Here is a 17,393-nt window from a genome sequence, read left to right as displayed (position 1 = left end):
CAGGACGAATTTCGGACATTTAATCCCAGAGCACGTGCACCGCGTCTGGACCCCGCATGTTCAACCCTTTGATTTCCGGGTGGGGATAGGCAGGATCAAAACGCAGATTTGGCAAGTCCAATATGGCGTCGAGCGCGACTTCCAGTTCGGCCAGCGCCATATGCATGCCGAGGCACATATGCGGACCGAAACCGAAGCTGAGCAATGGCCGCATCGGGCGCTTCAGCCAGAGGCGATCCGGGTCTTCATAGGTTTCCGGATCCCGGTTCGCGGCGGCGATCGAGCAGAGCACTGCCGTGCCTTTTGAAATCTCCACGTCACCAATTTTCATGTCCCGGGCTGCAATTCTCGCCACCGCGCCCGCAGTCGGATCGCGTCGCATGGTTTCCATGACCGCCTTGGGAATGAGTTTGCGATCTTGCCGGACTTCATCCAGAACATCAGGATTTTCCAGCAGCTGCACCATCATATTGGCAAAGCTGCGCGTGGTGGTTTCGCCGGCGGCCAGCAACAACATGCGGATGAAGGTGGTGATTTCCTCATCGGTAAACCGCTCTCCCTCATGTTCGACCTGCATCATATAGCCGAGGATGTCAGACCGCATTTCGCCCCGCGCGCGATAGTCTTGGACAATGGGCAATAATGTATCATACATCGACTGGCCGGCCACCATCGATTGCGGTACCGTAATTTTTGCAATTTCCGGGTCAGCTTGTGGCGCGGCGACGACTTGAATCGCCCAGCTCGCGAGATCGGAAAGAAGGCTTTCCTCATGCGGGAAACCGAAATAGGCGTACATGGCGCGGATCGGGAAGGGGAGGGCAAATTCGCGCAACAGATCCGCCTTGCCATTGGGCCGCAACCGGTCGACAAATTCTGTCACCACAACCGGCCGGATGAGCGTGTCGATCAACTTGCGGATTTCTGACCGCATGAAAGGTTTCTGGAGTGTGGCCCGGAATTTGTCATGTTCCTCGCCATCCATCGCCGTCAGCAGCATATTGTCGACCGCCGCTCCAAAGCCGTCACCGACGATATAGCTTAGCCAGTCCTTCGGGTTCATCAGGACGCCGTGAATGTCCTTGTACCGGAACAGGCTAACCGTCGGACGGCCGGTCATCATATAATCCGCCATGCTGGGAACCATGTTTTCTAGCAGGATGTCGCCGTGCATCACGGGACATTTCGACCGCTTTTCCTCGAACATCGGATAGGGGTTGTTCGGCGCCTTGCCGGAATAGCCATTGGTGACCAGCGAATAGTCGGCAACCATCTGGTCCAGCGGGTCAAGGGTCTTGTTGCTCATGATAAGGGTCTCACATTCTGATTGGCCTGGTTATTTTTTGCCGCGGTTAACACGCGTCTGAACCTGCCTAAAGACATGTTCGTTTGACTCGCGTAAAGGATCGGACCGCCAATTCTGGCTCCAAATCTATGGCCATGAACCAGATAATATGATTGGATAACACCGGGCGGGTTCCTCACCGCAACGTGTATCAAGGCCGACTGAGCAACTGCCACCTATCCTTTTGCAGGTCAGCGCCGCCGCATGTTGTGGAAGTCGATGCAATAGACTGAATGGTGATGTGAGGTATCTATGCTGAGCGAACAAGTAACCAATGCTCCGGGCCATGTGCCGGAGGAACTGGTACTCGACTATCCGATCAAGATGGGCGGACTGATCGATGAAAACCCCTTTGACCAGATCATACCGGATATCCATCGTACGATGCCGCCAATTTTCTATGCTCTGGACGCCTATCCTGGCGGTACTCCGGCGTGGATCGTGCGCCGGGTTGAGGATTTGCAGACAATCTATTTTGATACGGACAGCTTTTCCAACAAGGATTTTGCACCCTTTGCCTTGCTGGTCGGCGAAAGCTGGAGTTCGCTGCCAGCGGAAACCGATCCGCCCATGCATAGTCTTTATCGCAAATGGGTGAACCCCTTGTTCACGCCCAAGGAAATCAACAAGCTGGACGGAAAAATCCGTCAATATGCCCGGGACTATTGCGCCGCAATCAAGGCCAAGGGATCCTGCGAATTCATGAGCGAGTTTGCATTTGAATTTCCAATCAAGGTGTTTCTCGAACTGATGGGCCTGCCGCAAGAGATGACTGCAGAATTTCTGGAGTGGGAAATGGGGCTGCTCCACACAAATGATCTGGCTGTAATCGCCGACAGTACCCGCAAAGTGCTCGCATATCTTCGCAGCGAAATTGCCGACCGCAAGGCCAATCCGCGGGACGATCTGATCAGCTATGGAGTAACCACGCAAATTGACGGCAGACCTTTGACAGACGATGAACTTATCGGATTTGCATTCAACTTGTTTATCGGCGGGATGGATACGGTCTCAACCAATATGGCCTGGCAGTTCCGCCATATCGCAACGCATCCCGAAGACCAGAATATGCTGCGCAACAATCCGGACAAGATTCCGGATGCAATCGAGGAATTGATGCGCGCCTATCCCGCTGTCACAACCTTCCGCACCTGCAAGAAGGAAGTGACAATTGGCGGCGTTACCTTTCGACCTGGTGACAAAATAGCCATGCCAACCTGCCTGGCCGGTCGCGATCCGGAAGAATATGAAGATGCCGACAGGGTCAAGCTGGGCCGCAAGACGCGATATCTGAGCTTTGGCTATGGTCCGCATCTGTGTGTGGGTATGCATCTGGCCCGGCGTGAGATGCGGATTGCGCTGGAAGAATTTCTTGCCGCTATTCCGGAATTTCGCATCCAGGATGATTATACGGTGCAGACGCATACCGGCGGTATTTTGCAGCCAGATAAACTCCCTCTGGTCTGGGGTTGAGCGCAATGGATGTCGGGGTAATATTCGAAACGGCCCGTACATATAATGCTTTCCAAGATCGTCCCGTCCCGGTCGCCCTGTTGCAGCAGCTTTATGATCAGCTGAAATGGGGCCCAACATCGGCCAATAGTTGCCCCGCCCGTTTCGTATTTGTCACCTCCCCCGAAGCGAAGGAGCGGTTGTTGTCCTGCGTGAATGCAGGGAATATCGACAAGATTGCTTCCGCTCCGGTCACCGCGATCATAGCCGCCGACACCCGTTTTTTCGAACAGATGCCGAAGCTTTTTCCCTCGCGCGACTTCATTTCCATATTCGCCGGCAAGGAGGAGGTGATCGCTGACCTTCTGGCAAGGAACGTACCCCTGCAAGGCGCATATATGATGATTGCTGCACGGGCATTGGGGCTTGATTGCGGTCCGATGTCCGGCTTTGATCCGGCAAAGCTCAACGCCGAATTCTTTCCTGACGGCCGGTGGCAAGCCAATTTCATCTGTGCGCTAGGCTATGGCCGCAAGGACAGTCTGTTCCCGCGCAATCCGCGACTGGATTTTGAAGAAGCCTGTCGGATCGTCTGACGGAAAGGGAGATAATCATGCCCGATATTGACCCCGGGTTCAGGGACCTGCTGGAGGATTTCGATAAGCGGGAGGTGACGTTGCTGGGCAAGACCAGGCAGGTCTATGTTGCCGGTAGCGGTCCGGCGGTGATCGTCATGTCGGAAATGCCCGGGATCAGCCCCTATGTTGCCCGTTTCGCCCGCTGGGTGCGCGACGCCGGCCTCACGGTCTATATGCCATCCCTATTTGGGGATGATGGTGTTCTGCCGGGGAAAGGCAAGACGATGATGACCGTAGCGCGCGCCTGCATCAGCAGGGAATTCCGGGCATTTGCCAGCAATGCCTCCAGCCCGGTCACCCGATGGTTGCGTGCGCTGGCGGCGGTGGCTCACGAAGAATGCGGCGGCGAGGGTGTGGGCGCTATCGGCATGTGCTTCACCGGAAATTTTGCCCTGTCGATGATGCTGGAAAAAGCGGTGATTGCGCCGGTATTATCACAGCCTTCTCTACCGATGCACAATTCGTCCGGGCTTGCGATTTCTCCCGATGAACTGGCGCGCGTCAAGGCGCGCATGGATACGGAGGACCTTACGGTTCTCGCTTATCGTTTCGAAGGGGACAGTTTTTGCAAGGCGGAGCGGTTCGCCGCCTATAGCGAAGCATTGGGGGACCGGTTTGTCGGCAAGATATTGCCCGATTCAGCCGCCAACCCCGATGCGCCGCTCAAAACCCCGCACAGTGTTGTCACCCTGCACCTGATCGACGAGGCCGGCCAGCCGACCGTCGAGGCGCGCGACGAAATACTGGATTTCTTTCGCGCGCGCCTGGTCAGCGGTCAATAAGCGCCAGGGGGCGAGATCATGTCGCCGCCGGCAATATTGCGGCCGTAAATCTCGTAGCCGATCGTCGGGATGTTCTGGATATGGCGCAGTGCCATGGAAACATCTCTCCAGTAGCGGTTGATGGGCTTGTCGAGAGAGAAGGCCGAGGATCCTGCCTGGAACATCAGCGATTCCGAAGTGCGATGTATCAGTTCGATCATCTGCGCCCCTTGTGCGCGATGCCGTGCCTTGTCTTCCACGCTCAGTTCGCCGTCGGTCAGCGCAACCTGATCGAGTTCACCCACCAGACCGAACAATATCAGCCGGGCCGTATCGAGCATTGCTGCGGCTTCACCAAGGTCGCGCATATAGGCACCGGAATTTTTCCGCGGACCGATGGTCGTTGTCAGAACCGGCTTGAATTCCGACTCAGCCCTGACGATTTCCAGCATGGCTTCCACCGCACCGATCAACTGGGCAATACCGGTCGTGCGGACAACGGGCACCACTGGCAGGACATCTGTCGGAGCTCCAAAATGCCTTTTTGTCCGGTCAATCTGCCCGGCGCGTTCATCCATCAAAACCATCTGGCCTTCGGGAATAAATACGTCCGTAGCAACGCTGGTGTCCGATCCGGTTCCCTGCATGCCCGATACAAACCATGTATCTTTGATGGTCAGGTCACTGAACGGTATATAGCACATGCTGATACCCGGTACGACCGGCCCATCATAATCTTCCAGCACGACGCCCTGCTGTGCCCATTTTGATTGGCGCGAACCGGAAGTGTATGGCCATGCACCATTGATGATCCAGCCGCCGTCAACCTTGCGAGCCTTGCCCGGTGGATTATAGGCGCCGCAGACCGTGGTAGGTCCATCGGCAAACACCACATCCTGAACACTGTCAGGTGCCATACTGGTCACCCAGCTCGTGCCGTTGATGATCTGTGCCACCCAGCTAACGGCCGGGTCGCCTTTCGCAATTTCGATTTGCATGCGGCAGAAGTCGGTGAGTGAAAGACCCACGCCACCCAACCGCTTGGGAAGCAACGCATAAAGAAGATTATTCTCGAACAAGGCGTCTTCCACCTTCTTGGTGGGTGACCGCAACTTTCCCCCTTCGGCGGCTTCTGCAGCGAACAAGGGGCGCAGTTCCTTCGCTTTTTCAACCATCGCGTCCGCAGTCGCCTGATCCGCAAATGTTGCGAATTCCTCATTTTTGATTTTTTCAACAGTGGCCATTGGCTTTCCTTTCTGTTCTACTTTTGTGTGGCGGCTATCTTGAGCGCCCATTTCTGGACGTTTTCCGCCGTATCGTCCCAAATCTGTTTCCATTCGTCGCTGGCTGGCACCAGCAAGGTGCTGAGCTGCATCCGGACCAGCGTTTCGACAAATGCTTCCCGGTTCATCGGTTCACCGAGCAAGCCATCGAAATAATCAAAAGTGGGTCCCAATGCTTCCAGAACAGCATGTTTGTACCGATCAAAACGGCTGCGGAAAAAGGCCAGGTGAAAAGCTGGCTCAACTTCAAATACGCGGTCCGGGGAGTTCTCGATCGTATATTGCCCATAAAACTGCATGACCGATTTGAAGCGTTCCATGGGGTCCATAATGCCATCACCGGCATCGCGGATTCCCGTTTCAAAGCCGACGCAGACAAATTCTGCAACCGCCACCAGCACTTCGTCCTTGTTGGAAAAATAGCGGTAGAGCGTTCCCCGAGAAACGCCGCTGGCTTCGATGATATCACTCATCGAAAGACGCTTCGCGCCGCGGCTTGCAATGGCATCCAGCGCGCCACTCAAGATGCGAATAACGCTTGGCGAAAGCTCTACATCTGGCGCCGGGTCCGTTTCGGTTTCAGCAGCGACGAGTCTCATGAGCTAGCCTTTTCCAGTTCGTCCAGATTGTGCGGAATGCTGACATAGCCGGGCAAATTCTGTCCGCCATCAACGTTGATCATCTCGCCGGTGACAAAGGCGGACATTTCGGATGCCAGAAAAACAATGACCGGTCCGATGTCCTTCTCGGGATCGCCTGCACGTTTCAGCGGGTTATTGGCGGTCGCCTGCTCCAGAAAGCCTGGTACGGTCTCGACCAGCTGTGCAAAAACCTGTCCCAGCCCGGTTGGCGCGATCGCATTGCAGCGAATATTGAACCGGCCCCATTCGACCGCCGCGCTGCGGGTGAGACCCATGATGCCCATCTTGTTGATATTATAGTCGCTATGCAGCCATGCGCCGGTCTGGGCATCGATGCTGTGAAAATTGATGATGGAACCGCCGCCGCGCTTCTTCATGTGCGGCAATGCGGCACGCATGCCCCACCAGCATCCCCAGACACCGATATCCAGTGTGCGCTTCAGCATTTCGTCGGTCTTGTGTTCCAGCAGCACATTGTCGGAAAGCAGCGAGGCGTTGTTGACCAGAATATCCAGGCCACCAAATTCATCGACGGCGCGCTGGACCATCGCCTCGACCTGTTCTTTCACACCCATGTCGGCGGACATGCCGACAGCCTGTGTGCCAAATTCGTCGCGGATTTCGGATGCGACCTTTTCGGTTGCCGCTCCGTCGCGTCCGGTGATGAGCAGAGAAGCACCTTCTTTTGCCATCGCGCGGGAAATGCCATAGCCAAGACCCTTCGCGCCCCCGGTTACAATAGCGATCTTGCCTGCGAGCAATCGGCTCATGCTTTTTCTCCCACCAATTTGTCCATCTCCATGCGTTGTTCGCATTTTTCATTCGTCAGCACATAGCCGCATATGACATCGTCGCCGTCGACGAAGACATGTTTGCATCCGCTCGCATCATCCTCGATTTTCCGCCACTCTCCGGCAACGGAAGGGGCAGGGGGCAGAAGGTTGATCGGGAGGACGGTTGTCTTTACCTGCACCGAGAGCGGCGGGAAGCGGATTTCCGTGGGCTTGCCCAGCACCGAAGGGGCGATGCCCCGCGCCGCTGCCATGATCGGCGTCACATAGGCCGACAGCCCGTGCTGATACTCAGCGCAATCGCCAATGGCATAGATGTCGGGATCGCTTGTCTGGCCATATTGATTGACCCTGATACCCAGCCCGACGTCGAGACCGGCCTCTTCCGCAAGGCTTATATTCGGACGAAGGCCAACGGCTGACAGCACCAGGTCCGCTTCAATCTTGCTGCCGTCATCAAGTGTGGCAACATAGCCGGGTCCAGGGTCGCTATAATCTATAGCCGTAACTTTGTGGCCCAAGTGCCATTCCACGCCTTCGGCGCCGAGCGCATCGCGCAGCTTTTCGCCAACCGCCGGCGGAGCCAGCTGGGCGAGCGGCAGTGCCAGCATGTCGACGACGATGGGCTTGTAGCCATTGGTCACCAGATCATTGGCAAATTCGGTGCCGACCAATCCGGAACCCATGATGAGCACGCGCGCACCATCGGGCAATTCGTTGCGAAACCGGTCATAGTGATCGAGCTGGTTGATCGAGACGGGGCGGTGTGCGGCATTTCCATCCAGTGGCGGGCGTATCGGCAATGCGCCGGTCGCCAGTATCAGGGAATCATAATGGATCGGCCCGCCGGTGGTGCACAGCGCCTTGCCGGCCCGGTCGATCGCCTCGGCCTCCCGGCCAATGCGCGCATCCAGTTTCAACTGGGTCTTCATTTTTTCAGCATCCGAGGTGACCAGAGTGGTCGCCGTCTTGCCTTTTGCCAGCGCGGTAGAAAGCGCCGGCTTTGAATAGAAATGCCCGTCTTCCAGCGTCACCATGGTCAATTTGGCATCCGGTGCCGCCCTGCGCAATTCCCGCAAGACGCCGAATCCGGCCAGGCCGCTGCCGACAACAACAACAGATTGTGGTACTGAATCGCTCACCTTGATCAGATGAACACGGCGAGGTTGGACATGCCGAGGACCGACTGATCCACAATGATTTCCCGGCTCGCCAGTTTATAAGCACCCTCGACTTCACGCCAGACATCACGGCGCTCGGCGGTCAGGCTTTCATTGTCGGGATTGTCACCCCGACTGCGTTCCAGATAGATATAGCTGACGACCTCATATTCACCGGCGGTTTCGCATTCACCAACACGAACGTTGGTGACAAAGCGCCGGCATCGCGAAGGCGGATCTTCCGCCCAGGCGCTTTTCTGCAAACGCCCGGTCCGCATCTGAATAGAGCCATAATTCTCGTCAAAATGGAACATGGTGCGCATCACGTCCCGGTCCTTGTTCGGGCCGGTACGGGTAATGCGGATGGGGGCCTGATAGACCAGATCCTCCGTCAGCATCGCAACCCAGTCATCAAAACGCCGTTCATCGAGCGCGGCGGCCTCATCATATAGGGTTTCCAGCAATTTATTATATATAACCGAACCCAGCGGAACCCGTTTTCGCGAGACGAGTCCGCGAATGATTGTTGTGGAATCCGGAGCGGCAGTTGATTTTGTTTCCCAGGTCATATGTTGTTCCTTCCGCTTCTCAGGCTTTGCTCATCAAATCGTGATAGGCCAGCCACCAGTTCCACTGCGTGTCATCCTTGGTGAAGCCCGGATAGAGAAGGCCTTCACCCTTCCAGCCTTCCGGCCGCTCATGGCCATGCAGCGCCTGATATTTCAGCGTCATGTTCTGCCCGGCTGCACCGCGTGCATTTTTCATGATGACGGGCCAGACATCAGCATCATCCTGTTCGATCGTACCCGATGTGCCGGTTTGCTGAACCGCATTTTGCAGCATGTCGCGCTTCATCTGCTCGGGCGCGTCCTTTTCCGCGAAGATGAAATTGACGAACTCGACCTTGTCCGGCCCTTTTGGCACATAAGTGTGCAGGGCGAGCGCTCCGGATGAGCCGCCATCGGTACGCGGTGCAAAAATGAAAGCGATCAGAATATTTGGAAACATGCCGCCAACTTGTGGTGGTATCGTTGCCAGCTGTTCGACCTGATCAGCCGACAGATTCTTGAACAGTTGCGGAATCATTTCCTTGGTGATGCCCGGCGGTGTCAGCAGGTTGAGCCGCTCTTCCACCGATTTGCCCTCAAATGGAACATCGGCAAACATCTTGAATGTCTTTTCCGCTTCGAGACAGCGCAGCGAGTGCCCCTGTTCGCAGGACACATCGACCCCGTACATGCCCGGTGCCTGGTCATAGATTGACTCGGCCGTCCCCCCCATCACACCGCCTTCCATCAGACTGCGGTGCAGCGTCAAAGTGTGGAAACCATCGGAACCGGACTGCTCACCCGGAACCTTCCAGTTGCAAGGAAGCACAAAGCGTTGCGGGGGGCCGAGCAATTCCAGCCCGCTATCAGTCCGGCAGAAAAGCTGGTCCATATAATATTTGATATCGCCCAGATATTCGTCAAACGAGGGGCCGTCGACATTCCAGGTGGCAAAGATCAGCCCACCATAGAGATGGACCCGTGCCTTCTTGAGACCCAGGGTTTTCTTGTCGACATCATTGCCGTGCATCTTCTCGCGTTCGACCGGTGCGCCGATAAAATCGCCATTGGGCTTGAAGGCCCAGCCATGATAAATGCACTGGTGGATAGGCTTGTTGCCCGCTTCACCCAGACAAACCCGCATGCCGCGGTGGGGGCAGACGTTGAGCGAGACATTGACATTGCCTTCCCGGTCGCGCGCGACGATCACATTGTCTTCAGCCATATCGCGGACGATGAAGTCACCGGATTTCGGAATTTCGCTCTCATGACCCAGCAGCAGCCATGTCTTGGCGAAAATCCGTTCCATTTCATGCTTGTAAAGCTCTTCGTCTGTCATGACGCGCAACGAGACTTCATTGCTATCCCGCATGACGAGATCGTCAAGTGACGTACCGTCCCGCAAAACCAGGCTAGATTTCTGCAACATGATGCTTTTTCCTCTCCAGGACATTTTTAAGGTTGATTCGATTTATACATATTGAATATAATCTGTTCAAGCTGTAAAATACTTGACGATGACATTTTTCACAGGAGAGACGCATGTCCAATGATGCAAAATTCAAGGTAGAGATCAACAAGCCAGCCTGTTGCGGCTATGGCGTTTGCGCGGAAATCTGCCCTGAAGTCTACAAGCTGGACGAGAATGGTATGGTGTATGTCGACGATCCGCTGGTACCCGCCGGACTGGTAGAAACGGCACGCGAAGGCGCAGAAGCCTGTCCACAAGCTGCACTGAAACTGGTTCCGGCCTGATTGGATCACGACAAGCGCGACGTCAAAAATCGCTGACAACAAACCGGGTGGTGGCAGGATAGAAAAAATCGGACTTCCGTTCGGAATGGCTTGCGAAGGATTTCGCGATAAGGTTTTTGTTATATCCCCGTCGGCTTCAGCGACGATGAATAGCGATTGTTCCATAATGTCCGCATCATTCTGATATTCTGCTGGAATTACGCGCTTTCCGCGTTCCTTGTAGCCACCCGAGGAGCGCTCCGGCGATTTGGCGCTAGTTGCTCATTGTACCAGGTTGCGGCCGAGCCGTATTTTCCCTGCCTGTCGCTAGAGAGGTCCGTATTCGGAAGGTTCAATCAACGATCAAGCTGACAGAACCCACCGGGAGAACAAGATGCAACAATCAGTCGAACCACTTTTTGCGTCATTTCAATGCAAGACCTTGTCCCTTCCGAACCGGTTCGTCATGTCGCCGATGACCCGCAATTTTTCGCCTGGCGGAGTACCGGGTGATAATGTCGCCTCCTACTATACCCGCCGCGCCCAGGCCAAAACCGGTTTGATCATCACAGAGGGTATCGGCGTGGATCACCCGTCGGCGATCGGCCATGGCACGATGGGAGAAGAGAATATACCGGTGCTGCACGGGGATGCAGCATTGGAGGGTTGGCGGAAAGTCGTGGACAAGGTTCACAAGGCCGGCGGCAAGATCATTCCGCAGCTCTGGCATATGGGTGGTGTACGGCAGGAAGGCACTCCGCCGCATCCCGAAGCCAAATCCATGCGTCCAGATGACATGAGCGAGGATGAGATCGCCGACATAATCGCCGCATTTGCAAGGAGCGCCGCCAATGCCAAGGCGACCGGCTTTGATGGCGTCGCGCTGCATGGCGGACATGGGTATCTGATAGATAGCTTCCTCTGGAAAGAGACCAACAGCCGCGACGACGCATGGGGCGGGGACATCAAGCGGCGCACCCGTTTTGCCTGCGAGTTGGTGAAGGCGATCTGCGCCGAAGTCGGCCCTGATTTTCCGATTTTGTTCCGCCTGTCGCAGTGGAAGCTGCAGGATTATGATGCAAGGCTGGCGGAGACGCCCGACGAACTGGCGATCATCAGCGCCGCACTTGTCGAGGCTGGTGTGGACATATTCGATGTCAGCACCCGCGTGTTTTCGGCTCCTGCCTTTGCCGGGTCGGACATGGGTTTAGCCGGCTGGGTACGACAATTATCCGGCAAGCCGACGATGACCGTCGGCGGAATAGGTTTTGACAAGGAACTTGCCGCAAGCTTTGCCGAGCCGACCAGGGCGATAGATAATCTGGAGGAAGTTGTGCGCCGGTTTGCGGCGGGCGAGTATGATTTGGTCGCGCTCGGCCGGGCGCTTCTGATGGATCCGGAATGGGTTCTCAAAGCGCGGGCAGGGGAGCCTTTCAGGCCGTTTGATCTCTCGGCTTATGGTCGTCTGGACTGAAATCTTGATGGGCTAGAACGTCTCGGAAGTCGCGTAGATATGCATGCGTGCGGCATTGGCATTGCCGGTCTGTTCACACATGAACAAAATGGCGCGAGCAATGTCACCAGGTAGCATCGGCGGAATATACTCGTCCCAGCCGGGCTGCCCCTGCGCCTTCATATCCTCGAAAATTTCGGTCGTGGTGGTGCCCGGAGCGATGATACCAACCCGTACGCCGCTTCCGGCCAACTCGATACGGAGCACATCGGTAAAGCGATCAAGCGCCGCCTTCAGGCCGCCGTAGATACCGGTACCCGCTGCCGTCAGACTCGCTCCGATGCTGGAAAGATTGACGATCTGTCCGCTACCGTTCGCTTTCATGTGCCGTGCGAATAATAGACTGGCACAAACGGCCGCACTATAATTGACTGCGATCATCGGCTCCAACTCCGCGAGATCAAACGTATCGACATGGCTGGTTCGCAGAATCCCCGCATTGTTGATCAGAATATCGACCTTTCCCATCTGCGCGATAGCGGTATCCAGCATGACCTGAGCTGAATCTTTCTGTGCCAGATCCAGTGCCAGATGAACGGCACCGTTACCAATTTCCGCCGCCAGGGCCATCAATCGGTCCTCGCGCCGAGCCACGAGCATCACCCGAGCACCTGCCGTAGCGAGCATGCGCGCCGTCTCTTCACCAATACCGGAGGATGCTCCCGTTATAACGACGGTTTTATCGGTCAGGATAGTCATCAGGCGCTCCTCAATCGATCAACACCGGCGTGAACAGGCGTCGTGCAATCCGCCATCCGCCGCCGGTTCGGACCAGCTGGTCATCATAATAGCCTATTCCGCGGCGAACGGGACCGCCCTCGTTCATCGGCATGATGAGCGCATCGACATAGGTTCTGACACGGATCTGCTGTTTTTCGGTGCGAATCTCGATATTGGTCATGCGGTGCAATGTCGCTCCCACATCGGCATGAGCCTGCTTCATATAGGCGACGATCGCGGCACTACCCTGCCATTTACCGAAATCGCCGTAATCCGCCTCGCAATCTTCGGAAAAGCAGGCTCGCAGCCTTTTCCAGTCGCGCTGGTCTATTGATGTACCGTAAGCCACCAATATTGCGGAAATCGCGCGTTCATCCTGTGCGCTCAGGCCTGATCCCACAAACGTTATTTCGTTCATCTAGCAATCCTTGCTGTCCTGCATCCAATTCTACTGGCCGGGGCAGGGGGCTCGCCCTTCTTTGGATAGGCGTATTGTGCGCTCGATCGGCAATTCTGTTCCGAACGGAAGAGGATATATGCAATGCTGATATCAAGTTTGTGCATGGTGGGATATGACGGCCCCGCACCCGGGCTCGAAGTCTGGCCTGCTCAGCCCAAACATTGCAAACCGGATGTCGCCCAGGCCTCGTTCAATCATAGTCTCGCCATGGCACGCAAGGCAGATGCGCTGGGGTTTGACTGGGTGAGCGTGTCGGAGCATCATTACGCGCCCTATATCATGACGCCCAATCCCGCCGTGATGGCGGGTGCACTGACACAGGCGGTCAAGCGCGCGAAGATCGCCTTACTGGGTCCTCTGGTTCCCCTTTCCAATCCCGTGCGGCTGGCCGAGGAACTGGCCATGCTCGACATGCTTTCGGGCGGGCGGGTCGTGGTGCTGTTTCTTCGTGGTACGCCCAATGAGCACCGCACCTATGACAATGATCCCGATGCCACCCGCGCCCAGACGCAGGAAGGTATTGATCTGGTCATCAAGGCCTGGACGAGCGATGACGCATTCGCCTGGGAAGGGGAGCAATATCAATATAGCAATGTCGCGGTCTGGCCCCGGACCGTGCAGCAACCCCATCCCGCCCTTTATGGTTCGGGTAACAGCGAGGAATCCGTCCGCTTTGCCGCTACCCGACGGATGGGTATCGCCTTTTCCTTTGCGCCGCCGGAAATTGTCCGGAAGTGGGTGAAACTTTATCAGGAAGAAGCCGCCAAGGTCGGCTGGCAGCCAGATCCATCGCATGTCATCTATCGCGGCATTGCCTATTCAGCGGAAAGCGATTCCCGGGCGGCCGATGAAATGGGTGCTTTTTTTGGCGCCAAGGCAGCCGAGCAGGCGAAAATCCAGCAGGAAACGCTGGGCGGGCCTCCGGTTGTGCCGCTGATCACCGAACCATATTTCGTGGGTGGCCCGGAAACGCTGAAAGGCCGGATGGAGACCATCCGGGATTGTGGCGTAGGAGTGGTCGATCTGGCGTGGGGTATTGGCAATCCGGCGCAGCGTGCAGCAGCGCTGGATTGTTTTGCAGACAACGTCCTGACAACGGCTCAGAATCTTTAAGACAGAACCTTCTGCCCAGGCACTGATCTCAGCGGCCAACCGGATAGAAAACCGATTTTTCCTGTTGATATTCGCGCAGCCAGTGCGGCCCATATTCGCGTCCGATGCCCGAGCGCTTGTAACCGCCAATCGGTGCGAAGCTCATCGTGCCTGTGCCGCCATTTAGCGAAACGCTTCCCGCGCGAATTTGCAGCGCCATCTCATAACCTTTCGCTGCGTCTGTCGTTTCAATGGCACCGTTAAGGCCATAGCGGGAATCATTGGCGATTCTGACGGCGTCCTCGTCGCTGTCAAAACCGATGATACAGCCGACCGGTCCGAAGATTTCGTCCTGCGCGATCTTCATGTCGTTGGTGACATTGTCGAACAGGGTGAATTCGGTAAAAAACCCCTTGTCCACCCCTGCAGGCCGTCCGCCGCCGCACACCAAGCTTGCCCCGGCGGATTTGCCCAGTGCGATATAATGTTCCACCTTGGCACGCTGGCTTTCGCGGATAAGCGGCCCCATGCCGACACTCGGGTCTGCCGGATCACCGACTTTTATCTGTGCCGCGATCGCCGTTGCCGTCGCGACAAAGGCAGGCCGGATGCTGTTGTGAACGAGCAAGCGTGTCGGGATCGCACAGCCCTGGCCGGCATTGACCGAGAGAAAGCCCACAGCCATTGCCGCTGCGCGCTGTACATCAGCATCCTCGCGGACGATCATGGCGGATTTTCCGCCCAGTTCCAGATGCACTTTTTTGAGTGTGGGCGCCGCCTGCGCCATGATCGTGGCGCCCACCGCTTCAGAACCGGTAAAGGTCACCATATCCACGCGCTCGTCCGTGCACAGCAACTGTCCCTCTTCAATACCGCCTGTGACAATATTGAGCACGCCTTCGGGCAAACCGATTTCCTCCGCAATCTCGCCGAACAACAAAGCCGAATAGGGTGTGAACGGAGAGGGTTTCAAAACCATCGTGCAGCCGGCCATCAGCGCCGGGCCAATTTTCGCCAGGTTGAGAAGGAAAGGGAAGTTATAACCGGTAATCGCGCTGACCACACCAAAGGGTTCGCGCACAACCGTTGTGCCGCCGATATTTTTCGGACCGTCCGGCGCAAATATATTGGGGGTGATGTCCAGCGGCAGCCGTTCGCTCTCTTCTTCGCGGCGCGCATATTTGATTGTCGAACGCAGGTGGTTGATTGGATTCATCACCTGCATCATCCGGGTTATGCCCTGCGCACAGCCGACTTCGGCGACGATGAGAGCGATGATATCCTCTTGCCGCGCAACCAGCGCGTCCACCATGCGGTCCATGATGGCGGCGCGCTCGTCCATCGCCATGCGCGGCCAGGGGCCGTTGTCAAAGGCTTCGCGCGCCGCAGCGATTGCGGTGTCGACCTGCGTGCGGCTGGCTACGGGCGCCTCGCCGATCACCAATTCCGTCGCCGGGTTGATGACGGCCTCGGTGCCGGCTTGCGGTGCAACCCGCTCGCCATTGATGTAGAGATGGTCGATTTGGGTGAAGGATATGGTCATACATTGGCCTTTGCTGAAATAATCATGTCTGCGGCATTCATCGCGATTGCCATGGCGGGCGCATTCGTATTGCCGGAAACGAGCGTCGGCATGATCGACGTATCACAGACACGAAGCCCGTCCACGCCGCGCACCCGCAATTGCGGGTCCAGCACACTATCTGAATCTGCGCCCATCGCCGCTGTGCCTGCAATATGAAAGCTGGTGCCACCCAGATTGAGCAGATTGGCAGCAATATCATCATCGCTTTGGACAGCCCTGCTTCTGTCTGTTTCCTCAACTATCCACGGCGCAAGCGCATTCTGCTGGCCCAGACGCCTGATCCATTTGAACAGATCGACACCGGTATCGCGATCAATGTCCTCCGCAAAATGATTGGCGTTGATGTCCGGTGGGGTATCTGCATCCCGAGAGGTGATATGGGTCCAGCCACGGCTTTCGGGCCGGGTGAAATAACCGAGAATGCGCATCCCGGGGAAGCTGTCGAGAACGGGTTCGCCGTTCTTGCCAAGGGACATGGTGACGAGCATGGAGCCGATCTGGGCATCCGGCCGCGAAAGTTCCGGTCGCGTTTTGATAAAGCCGCCCACTTCATGCGCTGCATCCGTCATCGGTCCGGATTTGAACAATAAATAGCGCAACAGGGATGCGATCAGCGAAGGCCCCTGCAATTTGTGATTGGAGCTACCGCCCTTCACCCTCCAGTCGATCGCAACATAGCGATGTTCGCGTAAATTCTCGCCCACGAGGGGACTGTGCACGAGCGTTTCTATGCCGAGCGCCTGCAACCGTTCGCCATCGCCGATACCGGATAATTCGAGCAGCTTGGGCGATTCCACCGCGCCCGCGCTCAGGACGATTTCGCCACGGCAGCGGACCGCCCGGTCGGCCAGCTGGACCCCGTTGGCGCGCGTCCCCGCGAACAAGAGCTTCTCGACACGATGGCCGGTCAGAATATCCAGATTGGGGCGTGCGCGTACCGGGTCGAGAAAAGCGCGGGCAGCGGAGAAACGCTTGCCCTTGTGGGTCGTCAGCGTCTGATAACCCATGCCCTGATCAGCCAGGACATCGACATGATTTACATCCTCAACGCTTGGCACTCCGAGTTCTTTCGCAGCGCCGAGCACGGCGGCGCACAGAGGATTGCCGGAAGGATGGCGGGAGATGCGCAACGGACCACCTGTTCCCCGCCATTCATCTTCGCCCAGCACATGGTCTTCCAGATCGACATAATGCTGGCCGATTCTGTCCCAGCCCCAGCCGGCGCAGCCATTTTTCTCCCAATCGTCATAGTCCTGCGGGCTGCCCCGCATATAGACCATGCCGTTGATCGAACTCGACCCCCCGATCGCGCGGCCTTTCAGCCAGACCTCTTCCGGCTGGTTGCCCGCCGGCGTGACGGGATAGGCGTAGACATGCTCGTTGCCCGGCGCGAGCAGCTTGCCGATGCCGCGCGGCATTTTGATAAACGGGCTTTTGTCATCGGGCCCGCTTTCGATCAGCAAGACGCGCGTTTCCGGATCGGCCGACAGCCGGTTCGCCAATACGCAGCCGGATGATCCGGCGCCGATGATAATATAGTCGTAGATTTCAGTCATCATTGGCCTTTCGGCAAGCCAGCCTACCACGGTTCGGTAACAATATCTGACCGGTCCCGGCGCCGACAGGGCCTATCCAGTGACAGGTGGGCGCTCTCCAGTTCCTCCGCATGT

The 17,393-nt window shown here is 56.7% G+C and carries 17 protein-coding genes; 6 read left to right on the top strand and 11 right to left on the bottom strand.

Annotation, left to right across the window (positions count from 1 at the left end):
• Window positions 1-19 precede the first annotated feature (19 nt).
• Window positions 20-1,306: a cytochrome P450 gene (locus ACN0WX_RS11330; RefSeq protein ID WP_417622421.1), complete on the bottom strand. Its 1,287-nt coding sequence runs from the start codon at window positions 1,304-1,306 to the stop codon at window positions 20-22.
• Between the two features lie 291 nt (window positions 1,307-1,597).
• On the opposite strand from ACN0WX_RS11330, the gene ACN0WX_RS11325 reads away from it, so the two are divergent.
• From ACN0WX_RS11325 to ACN0WX_RS11315, 3 genes are read left to right on the top strand one after another with little or no spacing between them, the layout of a single operon-like run.
• The gene (locus ACN0WX_RS11325) at window positions 1,598-2,818 is read left to right on the top strand and encodes a cytochrome P450 (RefSeq protein WP_417622420.1); all 1,221 of its coding nucleotides are present in this window, start codon (window positions 1,598-1,600) and stop codon (window positions 2,816-2,818) included.
• A 5-nt stretch (window positions 2,819-2,823) separates the two neighbouring features.
• On the top strand, window positions 2,824-3,393 hold the full coding sequence (locus ACN0WX_RS11320) for a malonic semialdehyde reductase (protein ID WP_417622419.1): 570 nt from the start codon (window positions 2,824-2,826) through the stop codon (window positions 3,391-3,393).
• Window positions 3,394-3,410: 17 nt separating this feature from the next.
• Window positions 3,411-4,217, top strand: coding sequence for a dienelactone hydrolase family protein (locus ACN0WX_RS11315; protein ID WP_417622418.1), 807 nt, complete (start codon window positions 3,411-3,413; stop codon window positions 4,215-4,217).
• Here ACN0WX_RS11315 and ACN0WX_RS11310 read toward each other — a convergent pair.
• From ACN0WX_RS11310 to ACN0WX_RS11285, 6 genes are read right to left on the bottom strand one after another with little or no spacing between them, the layout of a single operon-like run.
• On the bottom strand, window positions 4,211-5,440 hold the full coding sequence (locus ACN0WX_RS11310) for an acyl-CoA dehydrogenase (protein WP_417622417.1): 1,230 nt from the start codon (window positions 5,438-5,440) through the stop codon (window positions 4,211-4,213). The genes ACN0WX_RS11315 and ACN0WX_RS11310 overlap by 7 nt on opposite strands.
• 17 nt (window positions 5,441-5,457) lie before the next feature.
• Complete coding sequence (locus ACN0WX_RS11305) at window positions 5,458-6,078, bottom strand: TetR/AcrR family transcriptional regulator (protein ID WP_417622416.1); 621 nt, start codon at window positions 6,076-6,078, stop codon at window positions 5,458-5,460.
• Complete coding sequence (locus ACN0WX_RS11300; protein WP_417622415.1) at window positions 6,075-6,890, bottom strand: SDR family NAD(P)-dependent oxidoreductase; 816 nt, start codon at window positions 6,888-6,890, stop codon at window positions 6,075-6,077. The genes ACN0WX_RS11305 and ACN0WX_RS11300 overlap by 4 nt, the downstream gene beginning before the upstream one ends.
• Window positions 6,887-8,053, bottom strand: a complete 1,167-nt coding sequence (locus ACN0WX_RS11295) for an NAD(P)/FAD-dependent oxidoreductase (RefSeq protein ID WP_417622414.1) — start codon at window positions 8,051-8,053, stop codon at window positions 6,887-6,889. The genes ACN0WX_RS11300 and ACN0WX_RS11295 overlap by 4 nt, the downstream gene beginning before the upstream one ends.
• A 5-nt stretch (window positions 8,054-8,058) precedes the next feature.
• A complete protein-coding gene (locus tag ACN0WX_RS11290) occupies window positions 8,059-8,640 on the bottom strand; it encodes an aromatic-ring-hydroxylating dioxygenase subunit beta (protein ID WP_417622413.1) in 582 nt (193 codons plus the stop codon).
• Between the two features lie 19 nt (window positions 8,641-8,659).
• Window positions 8,660-10,048, bottom strand: a complete 1,389-nt coding sequence (locus ACN0WX_RS11285) for an aromatic ring-hydroxylating dioxygenase subunit alpha (RefSeq protein WP_417622412.1) — start codon at window positions 10,046-10,048, stop codon at window positions 8,660-8,662.
• A gap of 113 nt (window positions 10,049-10,161) precedes the next feature.
• Here ACN0WX_RS11285 and ACN0WX_RS11280 point away from each other — a divergent pair, with 113 nt between their 5' ends.
• Both ACN0WX_RS11280 and ACN0WX_RS11275 read left to right on the top strand, forming a co-directional pair.
• On the top strand, window positions 10,162-10,374 hold the full coding sequence (locus tag ACN0WX_RS11280; RefSeq protein WP_417622411.1) for a ferredoxin: 213 nt from the start codon (window positions 10,162-10,164) through the stop codon (window positions 10,372-10,374).
• Between the two features lie 373 nt (window positions 10,375-10,747).
• The gene (locus ACN0WX_RS11275; RefSeq protein WP_417622410.1) at window positions 10,748-11,827 is read left to right on the top strand and encodes an NADH:flavin oxidoreductase; all 1,080 of its coding nucleotides are present in this window, start codon (window positions 10,748-10,750) and stop codon (window positions 11,825-11,827) included.
• Window positions 11,828-11,839: 12 nt separating this feature from the next.
• Here the strand turns inward: ACN0WX_RS11275 and ACN0WX_RS11270 are convergent, their stop codons facing one another.
• Window positions 11,840-12,565 (bottom strand): SDR family oxidoreductase, encoded by a 726-nt coding sequence (locus tag ACN0WX_RS11270; RefSeq protein WP_417622409.1) that lies wholly within the window; start codon window positions 12,563-12,565, stop codon window positions 11,840-11,842.
• A gap of 10 nt (window positions 12,566-12,575) precedes the next feature.
• Window positions 12,576-13,004 (bottom strand): nuclear transport factor 2 family protein, encoded by a 429-nt coding sequence (locus tag ACN0WX_RS11265; protein WP_417622408.1) that lies wholly within the window; start codon window positions 13,002-13,004, stop codon window positions 12,576-12,578.
• Window positions 13,005-13,127: 123 nt separating this feature from the next.
• Here ACN0WX_RS11265 and ACN0WX_RS11260 point away from each other — a divergent pair, with 123 nt between their 5' ends.
• Window positions 13,128-14,159, top strand: coding sequence for an LLM class flavin-dependent oxidoreductase (locus ACN0WX_RS11260; RefSeq protein ID WP_417622407.1), 1,032 nt, complete (start codon window positions 13,128-13,130; stop codon window positions 14,157-14,159).
• Window positions 14,160-14,187: 28 nt separating this feature from the next.
• Here ACN0WX_RS11260 and ACN0WX_RS11255 read toward each other — a convergent pair whose 3' ends face one another.
• Both ACN0WX_RS11255 and ACN0WX_RS11250 read right to left on the bottom strand, forming a co-directional pair.
• A complete protein-coding gene (locus ACN0WX_RS11255) occupies window positions 14,188-15,681 on the bottom strand; it encodes an aldehyde dehydrogenase family protein (protein WP_417622406.1) in 1,494 nt (497 codons plus the stop codon).
• Window positions 15,678-17,282, bottom strand: a complete 1,605-nt coding sequence (locus ACN0WX_RS11250) for a GMC family oxidoreductase (RefSeq protein WP_417622405.1) — start codon at window positions 17,280-17,282, stop codon at window positions 15,678-15,680. The genes ACN0WX_RS11255 and ACN0WX_RS11250 overlap by 4 nt, the downstream gene beginning before the upstream one ends.
• Between the last annotated feature and the right edge of the window lie 111 nt (window positions 17,283-17,393).

Source organism: Parasphingorhabdus sp. (genome assembly GCF_048269915.1).
GTDB lineage: Bacteria > Pseudomonadota > Alphaproteobacteria > Sphingomonadales > Sphingomonadaceae > Parasphingorhabdus.
Note: the sequence above shows the minus strand (reverse complement) of the source record. Positions and strands in the feature narration are given on the sequence as shown.

Excerpts from the sequence above, each read along its gene's own strand:
- ACN0WX_RS11330 (WP_417622421.1), bottom strand. The coding sequence starts at position 1,306 with ATGAGCAACAAGACCCTTGACCCGCTGGACCAGATGGTTGCCGACTAT.
- ACN0WX_RS11325 (WP_417622420.1), top strand. The coding sequence starts at position 1,598 with ATGCTGAGCGAACAAGTAACCAATGCTCCGGGCCATGTGCCGGAGGAA.
- ACN0WX_RS11320 (WP_417622419.1), top strand. The coding sequence starts at position 2,824 with ATGGATGTCGGGGTAATATTCGAAACGGCCCGTACATATAATGCTTTC.
- ACN0WX_RS11315 (WP_417622418.1), top strand. The coding sequence starts at position 3,411 with ATGCCCGATATTGACCCCGGGTTCAGGGACCTGCTGGAGGATTTCGAT.
- ACN0WX_RS11310 (WP_417622417.1), bottom strand. The coding sequence starts at position 5,440 with ATGGCCACTGTTGAAAAAATCAAAAATGAGGAATTCGCAACATTTGCG.
- ACN0WX_RS11305 (WP_417622416.1), bottom strand. The coding sequence starts at position 6,078 with ATGAGACTCGTCGCTGCTGAAACCGAAACGGACCCGGCGCCAGATGTA.
- ACN0WX_RS11300 (WP_417622415.1), bottom strand. The coding sequence starts at position 6,890 with ATGAGCCGATTGCTCGCAGGCAAGATCGCTATTGTAACCGGGGGCGCG.
- ACN0WX_RS11290 (WP_417622413.1), bottom strand. The coding sequence starts at position 8,640 with ATGACCTGGGAAACAAAATCAACTGCCGCTCCGGATTCCACAACAATC.
- ACN0WX_RS11285 (WP_417622412.1), bottom strand. The coding sequence starts at position 10,048 with ATGTTGCAGAAATCTAGCCTGGTTTTGCGGGACGGTACGTCACTTGAC.
- ACN0WX_RS11280 (WP_417622411.1), top strand. The coding sequence starts at position 10,162 with ATGTCCAATGATGCAAAATTCAAGGTAGAGATCAACAAGCCAGCCTGT.
- ACN0WX_RS11275 (WP_417622410.1), top strand. The coding sequence starts at position 10,748 with ATGCAACAATCAGTCGAACCACTTTTTGCGTCATTTCAATGCAAGACC.
- ACN0WX_RS11270 (WP_417622409.1), bottom strand. The coding sequence starts at position 12,565 with ATGACTATCCTGACCGATAAAACCGTCGTTATAACGGGAGCATCCTCC.
- ACN0WX_RS11265 (WP_417622408.1), bottom strand. The coding sequence starts at position 13,004 with ATGAACGAAATAACGTTTGTGGGATCAGGCCTGAGCGCACAGGATGAA.
- ACN0WX_RS11260 (WP_417622407.1), top strand. The coding sequence starts at position 13,128 with ATGCTGATATCAAGTTTGTGCATGGTGGGATATGACGGCCCCGCACCC.
- ACN0WX_RS11255 (WP_417622406.1), bottom strand. The coding sequence starts at position 15,681 with ATGACCATATCCTTCACCCAAATCGACCATCTCTACATCAATGGCGAG.
- ACN0WX_RS11250 (WP_417622405.1), bottom strand. The coding sequence starts at position 17,282 with ATGATGACTGAAATCTACGACTATATTATCATCGGCGCCGGATCATCC.